Raw genomic sequence first — 12,336 nt, 5'->3', positions numbered from 1 at the left:
TGCAAAATGAGTGTAAAAGTAGCAATTAATGGATTCGGAAGAATTGGAAGAAATGCATTTAAGATCGCCTTTGCAGAGAAAAGGGATTGGGAAATTGTGGCAATCAATGACTTGACAGATGCCAAAACACTAGGGCATTTATTGAAATATGACAGTTTGTTCGGTAAGTTTCAAGGGGAAATTGAAGTCAAAGAAGATGCCATTGTCATTAATGGAAAAGAAGTTAAAATCTATGCAGAGAGAGATCCTGAAAAACTACCTTGGAAAGAACTAGGTGTAGATATCGTTATTGAAGCAACGGGTATCTTTAGAACAAAGGAAACTGCTTCTAAGCACATTACCGCCGGGGCTAAAAAAGTAATTATTACTGCTCCAGCTAAAAAAGAAGACATTACCATTGTAATGGGTGTCAATGAAGAAAATTATGATGCTACAAATCATCACGTGATTTCAAATGCATCCTGTACAACAAATTGCTTAGCGCCCTTTGCTAAAGTAATCGACGGAAAATTTGGGATTAAAAAAGGGTTGATGACAACAATTCATGCCTATACAAATGACCAAAACATTCTAGATTTACCTCATGAAGATTTGAGAAGAGCCAGAGCAGCGGGTGAATCAATTATTCCAACAACAACAGGTGCAGCAGAGGCAGTGGCATTAGTGCTACCTCAATTAAAAGGAAAGTTAAGCGGGATGGCAATGCGTGTACCCACACCAACTGTTTCTGTAGTGGATTTAGTTGTTGAACTGAATACAGAAACAACCACTGAGGAATTAAATAAGGCATTAAAGGAAGCCGCAGAGACAAGCTTGAAGGGTATTTTGGCATTCTCGGAAGAACCTTTAGTCTCAATCGATTTCAAACAAGATTCGCATTCCTCAATCATCGATGGGTTGTCTACGAAGGTATTAGACGGAAATTTGGCAAAAATCATTGCATGGTATGACAATGAGTGGGGATATTCAGCTCGAACTGTTGATTTGGTAAGCTATGTTGTAGCAAAAGGTTTATAGTCTACTGAAAACAAGTCCGGTTTTATAGTTTAACTATGGGACTGGGCTTTTTTACTTAGGGGGAGAGGCTTGAAACAACTTTACTTTAATGAAAAATATGGTAAAATTAATCATGCAATCTTGTTAAAGGAGGCGTATTCATGTCAATGTTAAATAAAAAGTCCGTCAAAGACCAAGTGATTGAGGGTAAAAAAGTATTAGTGCGTTGTGACTTCAATGTTCCAATGGATAAAGAGGGAAAGATAACCGATGACATTAGGATCCGAGGAGCCATGCCAACGGTTGAATATCTGTTAGAAAATAAAGCTGCTGTTATTTTAATGTCTCATCTAGGCAGACCCAAGGGAGAGGCCCAGGCAAAATTTTCCCTAAAGCCAGTGGCGGATCGGATCAGTCAGCTACTTGGAAAGGAAGTTATTTTTGCAGATGATGATGTGGTGATTGGAGAGAGAACAAAGGAGTTAGCAAAGCAATTGGCTCCAGGACAAGTCCTCTTATTACAGAATGTACGTTATCGTAAAGAAGAAGAAAAGAACGAGGAAGCCTTTTCTAAGGAATTAGCTTCATTAGCGGATCTTTATGTAAACGATGCATTTGGAACTGCCCATCGTGCCCATGCTTCAACAGCAGGGGTAGCTAAATTTTTACCTGCAACCATGGGATTTTTGATTGAAAAGGAAGTAGACTTCATGGGGAAAGCCTTAGAAGCCCCTGAAAGACCCTTTGTAGCCATTCTAGGTGGCGCTAAAGTGTCAGATAAAATAGGCGTCATAGAAAACCTAATTGACAAAGTAGATGTATTGTTAATTGGTGGTGGGATGGCCTATACATTCTTAAAAGCAATGGGATATGAGATAGGAACATCATTATTAGAGGCAGAGAAAGTTGATTTAGCTAAGATGTTAATTAAGAAAGCCCAAGCCAATCATGTTGACTTATTATTGCCAATTGACACCGTGGTTGCTAGAGAATTTAAAGCTGATGCAACCTATGATACTGTCTCCATTGAGAGCATGCCTAAGGATATGATGGGATTAGACATTGGGAAGGACACAATTTCTTTATTTACTGAAAAAATAAAAACAGCCAAAACAGTTATTTGGAATGGACCCATGGGTGTGTTTGAAATGCCAGCATTTGCTGTTGGAACAAAAGAAGTCGCAAGAGCCATGGCAGAGAATGATGCAATCACCATAGTAGGTGGTGGCGATAGTGCAGCGGCTGCAGAGCAATTGGGATTTGCAGATCAAATGAGTCATATTTCTACCGGGGGTGGTGCGTCTTTAGAGTTCTTAGAAGGAAAGATTCTACCTGGTATTGATGTGTTAGAAAATAAATAGGAGGCGTATAGTATGCGTAAGCCAATTATTGCAGGTAACTGGAAAATGAACAAAACCGTAGCTGAAACATTACAGTTTATCAATGAGATACGGGATCAAGCGGAGACAACTGATGTGGAAGTGGTTTTATGCTGTCCATTCACTGCATTAAGTGAAGCGAAAAAAGCCTTGGGCGCTTCTAAAATAAAGCTTGGGGCCCAAAATATGCATTGGGAAGACAATGGCGCATTCACAGGAGAAATCTCTGCAGAAATGCTTAAGGAGCTTGGTGTGGATTACATCCTCATTGGACATTCTGAGAGAAGACAATACTTTAACGAGACCGACGAAACCGTCAACAAAAAGATAAAGAAGGCTTTAGAACAAAAATTAATGCCAATATTATGCGTGGGGGAAACCTTACAAGAAAGAGAAGCAGCCCAAACATTTGATGTAATCAAGAATCAGATAACCATAGATTTAGAAGGCATTTTACCAGATAGCATGAAGGATATTGTCATTGCATATGAGCCTATTTGGGCAATTGGAACAGGCAAGACCGCTTCTTCACAGGATGCCAACCATGTCATTGCCTATATTAGACAGCTAATCCAAGAAAAATATGACGATGGAATTTCAGAGACAGTTCGCATTCAGTACGGTGGTAGTGTGAAACCAGAAAATGCCACGGAAATCATGAATGAAGAAGACATTGACGGTGCCCTAGTAGGCGGTGCTAGCTTAAAAGCAGATGCATTTTTAGGAATTGTGAATTTCTAGAGAGGAAGAGATAAATGAAAAATCCTGTTGCATTAGTGATATTAGATGGTTTAGGAAATCGAGAAGGTGAGTTGGGCAATGCAGTGAAGAAGGCCAACTTACCTAATTACCACAGGTTGATGAGTCAATATCCCCATACGGAAGTTGAAGCCAGTGGTTTAGCAGTCGGGCTACCTGAAGGTCAAATGGGTAATTCGGAGGTAGGACATTTGAATATTGGAGCTGGAAGAGTTGTTTATCAGGAATTGACGCGGATCTCTCGAGCCATAGAAACTGGAGACTTTTTTAAAAATGAGCACTTTTTAAAACTACTTAGAAAATTAAAAACCAGTGGAAAAGCATTACATCTCATGGGTCTGGTTTCAGACGGAGGCGTACATAGTCACATGAATCATATTGTGGCGTTACTAAAGCTTGCGAAACGAGAAGGGCTAAAGCGAGTTTGCCTTCATTGCTTTCTTGATGGGAGAGATACACCACCCCAAAGTGGTCTGGATTATATCAAAAGCCTAGAAGCCAGTATAGCAGAAATTGGAGTGGGACGAATCGTTACCATTTCTGGACGCTACTATGCAATGGATCGAGATCAAAGATGGGAAAGAGTACAGCAGGCCTACGATGCCATGACTCTGGGCAAAGGAAGACTAGCTGAAGGGGCAATCACTGCAGTGGAGATGGCCTATTCATTAAAGGAAACAGATGAGTTTGTAATCCCAACTGTGATTCCAAATGATGAGGGAGAGTTTGAACTCATAGAGCCTGATGACGGCATCATTTTCTTTAACTTTAGACCGGATCGTGCCAGAGAAATGACCCGAGCCCTAATGGATGAAACCTTCGAAGGATTCAAAAGAGAAAAAGGATACTTCTCCTTAAACTTTGTATCCATGACTTCATATGATAAGACCATTGAAAATGCAGAGGTAGCATATCCGCCACAAAGCTTAGCAAACACATTAGGTGAATACATATCAAAGCAAGGCATAAAGCAGTTGAGAATGGCAGAAACGGAAAAATATGCACATGTGACCTTCTTCTTTAACGGTGGTGTGGAAATAGCAAATATAGGAGAACAACGAAAACTTGTACCCTCTCCTAAGGTAGCAACCTATGACCTGCAGCCAGAGATGAGTGCCTATGAGCTAACAGAAGAATTAATAAAAGAAATAGACAAAGATCAATATGACTTTATTGTGGTTAATTTCGCTAATCCTGACATGGTTGGCCATACGGGAATCGAAATTGCTGTGATCAAGGCATTAGAAACAGTAGATGAATGCTTAGGTAAGGTTATTGATAAACTAATTGAAAAGGGTGGCAAAGCCATTGTGACTTCAGATCATGGAAACGCAGAGGAAATGATTGATGAAGTGACAGGTGGACCCGTAACTTCCCATACAATAAACCCTGTACCATTAATCCTAGTAGGAGAAGAACAAACATCTTTAAGAGACGATGGGAAGTTGTGTGACATTGCCCCTACTCTACTAGAGATGATGAACTTATCAAAGCCACTAGAAATGACTGGGAAGAGCTTAATTAAAAAATAATTGGAAATTTGAGAGGAGAGAAACACATGACAATTATTAGTGATGTTTATGCAAGAGAAGTATTAGATTCAAGAGGGAATCCAACAATTGAAGTAGAGGTATACTTAGAAAGTGGTGTCTTGGGGAGAGCCATTGTCCCTTCAGGGGCATCCACTGGTGCATTTGAAGCCGTAGAATTAAGAGATGGAGATAAGGGACGTTACTTAGGAAAAGGTGTGTTAAAGGCAGTAGAAAATGTAAATGACATCATTGCTCCAGAAATTACAGGATTAGATGCATTAGATCAAGTGGCTATTGATAAAATAATGCTTGATTTAGATGGTACACCCAATAAAGCAAAACTTGGAGCCAATGCAATTTTAGGAGTTTCTATGGCTGTTGCAAAGGCAGCTGCTGAAGCCTTAGACATTCCTTTATTCCAATACTTAGGTGGCGTTAACGCAAAGCAGCTTCCAGTACCAATGATGAATATCTTAAACGGTGGTTCTCATGCTGATAATAATGTGGATATTCAAGAATTCATGGTGATGCCAGTTGGTGCTAAAACCTTTAAGGAAGCATTAAGAATGGGTACGGAAATATATCATAATCTAAAGGATGTTTTAAAAAGCAAGGGATTAGCCACAGGTGTAGGTGATGAAGGTGGATTTGCACCAAACCTATCCTCCAATGAAGAAGCACTACAAATTATTATGGAAGCAATCGAAGCAGCAGGATATAAGCCTGGGGTGGACATCAAGTTAGCCTTGGATGTTGCAGCAACAGAGTTTTATGACGAAGATGAAAAATTATACAAATTAACAGGTGAAGGTGTGACTAAAACGGCTGAAGAGATGGTAGACTTTTATGAAGCCTTAGTGAAGAAGTATCCAATTGTTTCAATTGAAGATGGTCTAAGCGAGGACGATTGGGAAGGTTGGAGAGTCATGACTGAAAGACTTGGAGATAACATTCAAATCGTTGGAGATGATTTATTTGTTACAAATACAGAACGACTAAAAAAGGGAATTCAAACAAAAACAGCCAATTCAATCTTAGTGAAATTAAATCAAATTGGAACCATTACAGAAACATTAGATGCCATTGAAATGGCCAAAAGAGCAGGATATACCACAGTCATCTCACACAGATCTGGTGAAACTGAGGATGCAACCATAGCTGACATAGCTGTAGCAGTTAATGCAGGCCAGATTAAGACCGGTGCACCAGCAAGAACGGATCGAGTAGCAAAATACAATCAGTTATTAAGAATTGAAGATATGCTAGGATTTACTGGACAATATATTGGAAACGAAGTGTTTTACAATATTAAAAAATAGTGTTAATATTAAGATGAGTGATGAGTAACTAAAATAGTTGCCATCATGCTAAAACTAGGTGCGTGTGCTTATTTTAGAGAGTAACCTATGAATGATGTTCAATAATGACAGAATAAAAATCACCGTAAATACCAATAATGAGTAAAAATACTCTTTATTGGTATTTACCTATTATTGGCTTTAGTTATGTAAAATGAATAATTAGGTTGATTTTTGTAAGCTTACTATGTTAAAATATGTATGTCAATCCCTTGATAGGAGGTGGAAAAATATGAGAATGTTTTTAATGATTCTTCAAGTCATCGCAAGCCTAGTACTTATTGGAAGTATTTTAATGCAATCTGGTAAAGGTGCAGGTCTTTCTGGAGCCATTTCAGGAGGCGGAGGCGCTGAGCAAATGTGGGGTAAAAAAGGTAAAGGTTATGAAGGAATGCTGAGCAAAGTCACAAAAGTGGGTGCAGTGATGTTTATCGTTGTGGCGGTTTTATTAGTTACAATTCAATAATGAGCATTATGAAGACTAATAAAGACTAAGGACTAAATAAAAAAGTAAATAACAGGAGGAACATAATAAATGGACTACTTGATATTGGCACCGATTGTAGGTGTGATAGCACTAATTTTCGCTTACATCCTTGCGGGGAAAATCAACGCGGTTGAAGCGGGCACTGACAGAATGAAGGAAATCGCTTCCTACATTCAAGAAGGCTCCATGGCTTTTTTAACAAGAGAGTATAAGAGTCTTGTTATTTTTGTAGTTGTACTATTTGTCGTATTAGGACTTGCAATTGGCTGGTGGACAGCAATTTGTTTCTTAATAGGTGCACTATTTTCAGCATTAGCTGGATTTTTTGGTATGCAAGTGGCAACAAAGGCAAATGTACGTACTGCCAATGGTGCTAGAGTAGGTGGTATGAACAAAGCACTAAGTGTTGCTTTTTCAGGTGGCGCTGTAATGGGAATGTCAGTAGTTGGACTTGGACTCTTGGGGATTGGAACACTATACTTAGTGATCTCTAATGTAACTGGAGATGCCGTGGAAGCTGCAGAAATCATAACTGGATTTGCATTAGGAGCATCTTCAATTGCTCTATTTGCCCGTGTGGGTGGCGGTATTTTCACTAAGGCTGCGGATGTTGGTGCAGACCTAGTAGGTAAAGTAGAAGCAGGAATTCCAGAGGACGATCCAAGAAACCCAGCGGTAATTGCGGATAATGTTGGGGACAATGTAGGAGACGTTGCTGGAATGGGTGCCGATTTATTTGAATCTTACGTTGGGTCAATTATTTCTGCCATTGCTTTAGGATTATTAGCATATGGATCAAACGGAGCATTATTTCCATTATTATTAGCAGCTATAGGAATCATTGCATCTATCATAGGAACTTTCTTTGTAAAAGGTGATGAAAATAGTGACCCTCATAAGTCTTTAAAAATGGGGACATATGTAAGTGGTGGGATCACAGTTATTGCGGCTTACTTTTTAAGCCAAATGCTATTAGGTTCGATTACAGGCTTTTTAGCAGTTGTCACAGGATTAATCGTAGGATTAGCCATTGGACAAGTAACTGAAATTTACACATCTGCAGAATTTAAGCACGTTCAAAAAATAGCTGACCAAAGTGAAACAGGAGCAGCAACAACCATTATTAGTGGACTAGCAGTGGGTATGGCTTCTACAGCATGGCCAATTCTAATCCTTGCGGTTGGTATCTTAGTTGCACATGGTGTAGCTGGATTATATGGTATTGCTTTAGCAGCAGTAGGAATGCTTGCCACAGCAGGTATGACCATCGCAGTAGATGCCTATGGGCCCATCGCTGACAACGCTGGTGGAATTGCTGAAATGTGTGATCTTCCTAAGGAAGTAAGACAAATTACAGATAAGCTGGATGCTGTTGGAAACACAACTGCAGCCATTGGCAAAGGGTTTGCAATTGGATCTGCTGCACTAACAGCACTTGCATTATTCGCAACCTATACAGCAGCAGTAAACTTAGAAATCATCAACTTAACAAGTCCTTCTGTTATTGCGGGAATGTTAATTGGTGGAATGCTGCCATTCTTATTCTCTGCTCTAACAATGGAAGCAGTAGGAAAAGCTGCTTTTGAAATGATTGAAGAAGTAAGAAGACAATTTAGAGATATTCCTGGAATTATGGAAGGAACTGCAACACCTGAGTACGCTAAATGCGTAGATATCAGTACAGCAGCAGCATTAAGAGAGATGATTATTCCTGGCGTACTAGCTGTAGTGGCACCAATCGCTACCGGTGTACTTTTAGGAACAGAAGCTGTCGGTGGATTGCTTGCAGGAGCCCTAGTTGCTGGCGTATTAATGGCGATTATGATGGCTAATGCTGGTGGTGCATGGGACAATGCTAAAAAGTATATAGAAGAAGGACATCACGGTGGAAAGGGTAGCGAACCTCACAAGGCCGCAGTTGTTGGAGATACAGTAGGAGATCCATTTAAGGATACATCTGGACCTTCAATTAACATCCTAATTAAGTTAATGACAATTGTGTCAGTTGTGTTCGCACCATTATTCTTACGATATGGTGGATTGTTAGGAAAATTCTTCGAGTAAACTAAAAACTAAGAGTCCTTAATCCTTGAGGTTAAGGGCTCTTTTTATGTGTGCCCTATGATAGAATACTTATTTTATTAAAGGTGAAGGTGTAAAGGAGTGGAAATGTTATGATCAAAGAATTTGCCAGTGCGTACAGTACAAGTGAGATTATCTACGGAAGTTATTTACTACTGATTAACTTCAGTTCCTTTATTTTAGTGTTCATCGATAAAAGAAAGGCAGAAAAAAAAGAATGGCGTATCAAGGAGGTGAGTTTGCTATTAATGGCTTTGGCGGGTGGAGGCGCAGGTGTGTTGATTGGAATGGTACTCTTAAAGCATAAAACCCATAAAAAGAAATTTACCATGGGAATTCCTTGTATTTACTTGTTGAATCAAATCATGCATCTGCTCATTTACTATTCCCTTAGACAATCCTAAATCCTCATGAAATACGACACAATGCAACAGTTTTTTTCATTTCCCGGGAAAAGTGTCAAAATACATAAGAAGCCATAAGAGATGCGAACATTTTGACAGTAGAAAAGAACACCAGATAAACAGGAATTTTCTGTTTATCTTTGAAAAATGATTAATGAATGCATTGAGAAGGGTATAATACTAAAGATAGTGAAATAGAAGTCCTTCACTTTTAGATAGGCACTTTATTAAATCACCATCATGTATAGAGTGTATATCAGATTAGAGGGGCAAGGATGAATTAAGATAGGAGGTTGAAAATTGACAATTAAAGATAAAATAGTAGAGTTTATGCGGGAGTCAGCCTACAGCCCGATGCTTGAAAATGAGTTGATGGAGTCATTAGACATTAATAAAGGTGAATCCAAAGACTTTTCCAAGCTTTTAGACGAGATGGAACAGGAAGGTTTCATTATTAAGACACGTAAAAAAAGATTTGGTGTACCTGAGAGAATGGGGCTGATTGTGGGAAGACTACAAGGACATGTAAAGGGTTTCGGATTTATCATTTCAGATAATCCTGAAGAGGATGATGTCTTTGTGCCTGCTAACCTAATGAATGGCGCCTTACATAATGATCGTGTCATTGCCCGAGTTAGTGTACCAACAACTCAATCCAAAAGATCAGAGGGAGACATTATACGAATACTGGTGCGAGCCAATGAAGAAATTGTGGGAACCTATGAAGATAGTCGAAGTTTTGGGTTTGTGGTAGCAGATGATGTGAAAATTAATGTTGATATTTTTGTATCTAAGAGTGAAGCAAATGGCGCTAAGAATGGCGATAAGGTTGTCTGTGCAATTACCAAATGGCCTGGAGCTCGGAGAAATCCTGAAGGAAAAGTAATTGAAATCATAGGACATAAGGATGATGCAGGAACAGATATTCTAGCCATTATGAGAAAACACAAATTGAACCCTAATTTTCCACAGGCAGTGGAAGCAGAGATTAAAGACTTGCCAGATGAAGTCCCAGATTCCGAAAAGAAAGATCGCGTGGATTTAAGAGATCTACAGATGGTCACCATAGATGGGGCAGACGCCAAGGATCTAGATGATGCAGTCTCTATCGAAAGACTAGAGGAGGGCAACTATCGTCTAGGGGTACATATTGCAGATGTCACCCATTATGTTCGTGAGGAGACAGCCCTAGATAAAGAAGCACTAGCAAGAGCCACCAGTGTCTATTTAGTAGACCGTGTGATTCCAATGCTACCTCGTAAGCTGTCCAATGGACTTTGCAGCTTAAACCCAAAGGTAGACCGACTGGCGTTATCTGTTTTTATGGAAGTGGCTTCAAATGGAAAAGTTGTCAAACATGAAATTGTTGAGAGTATCATTAAGACTGATGAAAGAATGATTTATGAAGAGGTATCAGATATTTTAGAGCATGATGATGCAGAATTAAAACAAAAATACGATTACTTAGTTCAAGATTTTCAATGGATGGAAAAACTAGCAACTATTCTAAGAGGGCGAAGAGAAGAGCGTGGTGCCATTGATTTTGATTTTGATGAATCAAAGGTGTTACTAGATGACAAAGGACGTCCCTATGATGTGAAAAAGCTAGAGCGTCGTGTTGCCAATCGTATTATTGAAGAGTTCATGTTGGTTTGTAATGAGACTGTTGCAGAGCATTTTTATTGGATGAATATTCCCTTTATCTATCGAGTCCATGAGGATCCAAGTGCCGAAAGATTAGAGGAGTTCAATAAATTTATTCATAACTTTGGATATCATTTGAAAGGGCTCACAACAGAAATACATCCAAAGGCCCTCCAAGATCTTTTAAAGAAAATAAAAGGTAAAAAAGAAGAAACAGTCATCAACACCCTAATGCTCAGATCTTTGAAAAAAGCAAGATATTCGGCACAGAGCCTAGGTCATTTTGGACTGGCAGCTGACTATTACTCCCACTTCACATCACCAATCAGAAGATATCCAGATTTAGAAATACATCGGATCATCAAAGAATCACTGAAGGGGAAATTAAGCCAAAAACGAATTGACAAGCTAAGTCAAACTGTTCCTGTAGTAGCAGAGCAATCCTCTACTCGAGAGCGGGTTGCAGATGAAGCAGAGCGAGAAACAGAGGATCTGAAAAAGTGCGAATACATGGCAGAGCGGATTGGAGAGATCCACGAAGGTATTATTTCTGGAGTCACATCCTTCGGTATGTTTGTTGAATTAGGTAATACGATCGAAGGTATGATTCGCCTCAGCTCCTTAGCCGATGACTATTACATCTATCATAGTGAAAGTCATTCATTAATAGGAGAGAGAACAAAGAAGACATTTAGAATCGGAGATGAAATCAAGATTCAAGTTGCCAAAGTGACTGTGGCACAAAGAGAAATTGATTTCAACCTAGTACAAGAATAATCGGGTATAGCTCGATTATTCTTTTTTAAAGTGCGCCATGAGTCGATGCCATAGCATCAGACGAATTTTTTTAAATAAAATTATTCAATATTAAATTATGGTATATAATGATAATAAGGGACGGGTACAAGGGGGAAATAGCATGACAATCACCTATGGGTTTATTATTTTAATATTTATTGCTTTGGTAGTGGAGATACTATCCATTGCACTTAAGATTACTGGATTAGACATGGATAAAGCAAGGTTTCAGGTAGTTTCAATTTTAACAGGGACAGGATTTACAACCAGAGAATCTGAACTGATCACCCAGCACCCTACCAGAAGAAAAATTGCCCTTGTATTAATGTTAATTAGTTATGTAGGAACCGCTGTATTTATTGGTATCATCTTTAGTGCTCTGAGGACCAATGAATCCTTTGTGTATTTTTTTGCCTATGCCGGTGTTGTAATCTTATTAACTTTGTTTTTTCTTCGTAATAAGTACATCCTCCATCGATTTGAATCCATCATTGAAAGACAATTGTTAAAGCAAATGAATATTAATCGAAAATATAAGACTGCAGAAGAGGTCTTAAACCTCAATGATGAATATGGTGTGGCAGAGTTTATTATTGACGAGGATAGTGGTTTATTAGGAAGTACATTAGAAAAATCAGGACTAAAGCAAAACTATATTCAAGTACTAAACATTGACCGTGGAGGCAAAATGATACACTTTCCAAAGCATACATTTGTTTTTCAATCAGGGGATAAACTTGTGGTATATGGACAAATTGAAAACATTAAAGAGTTTATCGTCAAAGACCAAAATGATGTAGACAATTGAGTAGGATAAAATGATTGAGAAACTAGGGAAATTGACAAAGACCTTAGAATGTGGTATGATATTAAGCAGTTGCTTATGAAGTAATTGAA

10 protein-coding genes are annotated in these 12,336 nt (G+C 38.8%); all 10 read left to right on the top strand.

Going from position 1 to position 12,336, the window contains the following annotated elements; genetic code table 11:
- The first annotated feature begins 6 nt into the window (after nucleotides 1-6).
- The 10 genes from gap (at nucleotide 7) to AMET_RS17525 (ending at nucleotide 12,247) form a co-directional block, all read left to right on the top strand.
- Entirely contained in the window at nucleotides 7-1,017 is a 1,011-nt protein-coding gene (gap, locus tag AMET_RS17570) for a type I glyceraldehyde-3-phosphate dehydrogenase (protein WP_012064662.1), read from the top strand.
- A 140-nt stretch (nucleotides 1,018-1,157) separates the two neighbouring features.
- Nucleotides 1,158-2,357, top strand: a complete 1,200-nt coding sequence (locus AMET_RS26640) for a phosphoglycerate kinase (protein WP_012064661.1) — start codon at nucleotides 1,158-1,160, stop codon at nucleotides 2,355-2,357.
- Nucleotides 2,358-2,369: 12 nt separating this feature from the next.
- Nucleotides 2,370-3,116, top strand: a complete 747-nt coding sequence (gene tpiA / locus AMET_RS26635; RefSeq protein ID WP_012064660.1) for a triose-phosphate isomerase — start codon at nucleotides 2,370-2,372, stop codon at nucleotides 3,114-3,116.
- A 14-nt stretch (nucleotides 3,117-3,130) separates the two neighbouring features.
- Complete coding sequence (gene gpmI / locus AMET_RS17555; RefSeq protein ID WP_012064659.1) at nucleotides 3,131-4,666, top strand: 2,3-bisphosphoglycerate-independent phosphoglycerate mutase; 1,536 nt, start codon at nucleotides 3,131-3,133, stop codon at nucleotides 4,664-4,666.
- 26 nt (nucleotides 4,667-4,692) lie between these two features.
- Nucleotides 4,693-5,985 (top strand): phosphopyruvate hydratase, encoded by a 1,293-nt coding sequence (gene eno / locus AMET_RS17550; RefSeq protein ID WP_012064658.1) that lies wholly within the window; start codon nucleotides 4,693-4,695, stop codon nucleotides 5,983-5,985.
- Nucleotides 5,986-6,256: 271 nt separating this feature from the next.
- Nucleotides 6,257-6,490, top strand: coding sequence for a preprotein translocase subunit SecG (gene secG, locus AMET_RS17545; RefSeq protein WP_012064657.1), 234 nt, complete (start codon nucleotides 6,257-6,259; stop codon nucleotides 6,488-6,490).
- A gap of 69 nt (nucleotides 6,491-6,559) precedes the next feature.
- Complete coding sequence (locus AMET_RS17540) at nucleotides 6,560-8,575, top strand: sodium-translocating pyrophosphatase (protein WP_012064656.1); 2,016 nt, start codon at nucleotides 6,560-6,562, stop codon at nucleotides 8,573-8,575.
- Between the two features lie 110 nt (nucleotides 8,576-8,685).
- A complete protein-coding gene (locus AMET_RS17535; RefSeq protein ID WP_012064655.1) occupies nucleotides 8,686-8,997 on the top strand; it encodes a DUF1294 domain-containing protein in 312 nt (103 codons plus the stop codon).
- 300 nt (nucleotides 8,998-9,297) lie between these two features.
- Nucleotides 9,298-11,418 carry a ribonuclease R gene (rnr, locus tag AMET_RS17530; RefSeq protein WP_012064654.1) on the top strand — a complete coding sequence of 707 codons (2,121 nt, stop codon included), beginning with the start codon at nucleotides 9,298-9,300 and terminating at the stop codon, nucleotides 11,416-11,418.
- 142 nt (nucleotides 11,419-11,560) lie between these two features.
- Nucleotides 11,561-12,247: a TrkA C-terminal domain-containing protein gene (locus AMET_RS17525; RefSeq protein ID WP_012064653.1), complete on the top strand. Its 687-nt coding sequence runs from the start codon at nucleotides 11,561-11,563 to the stop codon at nucleotides 12,245-12,247.
- The last annotated feature ends 89 nt before the right edge of the window (nucleotides 12,248-12,336 follow it).

This window comes from Alkaliphilus metalliredigens QYMF (genome assembly GCF_000016985.1).
Classification (GTDB): Bacteria; Bacillota; Clostridia; order Peptostreptococcales; family Natronincolaceae; genus Alkaliphilus_A; species Alkaliphilus_A metalliredigens.
This window is presented reverse-complemented; position numbering and strand designations above follow the sequence as displayed.

Bases quoted from the DNA above. Each gene is read 5' to 3' on its own strand.
- AMET_RS17535 (WP_012064655.1), top strand. From the start codon at position 8,686: ATGATCAAAGAATTTGCCAGTGCGTACAGTACAAGTGAGATTATCTAC.
- secG (WP_012064657.1), top strand. From the start codon at position 6,257: ATGAGAATGTTTTTAATGATTCTTCAAGTCATCGCAAGCCTAGTACTT.
- AMET_RS17540 (WP_012064656.1), top strand. From the start codon at position 6,560: ATGGACTACTTGATATTGGCACCGATTGTAGGTGTGATAGCACTAATT.
- eno (WP_012064658.1), top strand. From the start codon at position 4,693: ATGACAATTATTAGTGATGTTTATGCAAGAGAAGTATTAGATTCAAGA.
- AMET_RS26640 (WP_012064661.1), top strand. From the start codon at position 1,158: ATGTCAATGTTAAATAAAAAGTCCGTCAAAGACCAAGTGATTGAGGGT.
- AMET_RS17525 (WP_012064653.1), top strand. From the start codon at position 11,561: ATGACAATCACCTATGGGTTTATTATTTTAATATTTATTGCTTTGGTA.
- gpmI (WP_012064659.1), top strand. From the start codon at position 3,131: ATGAAAAATCCTGTTGCATTAGTGATATTAGATGGTTTAGGAAATCGA.
- tpiA (WP_012064660.1), top strand. From the start codon at position 2,370: ATGCGTAAGCCAATTATTGCAGGTAACTGGAAAATGAACAAAACCGTA.
- gap (WP_012064662.1), top strand. From the start codon at position 7: ATGAGTGTAAAAGTAGCAATTAATGGATTCGGAAGAATTGGAAGAAAT.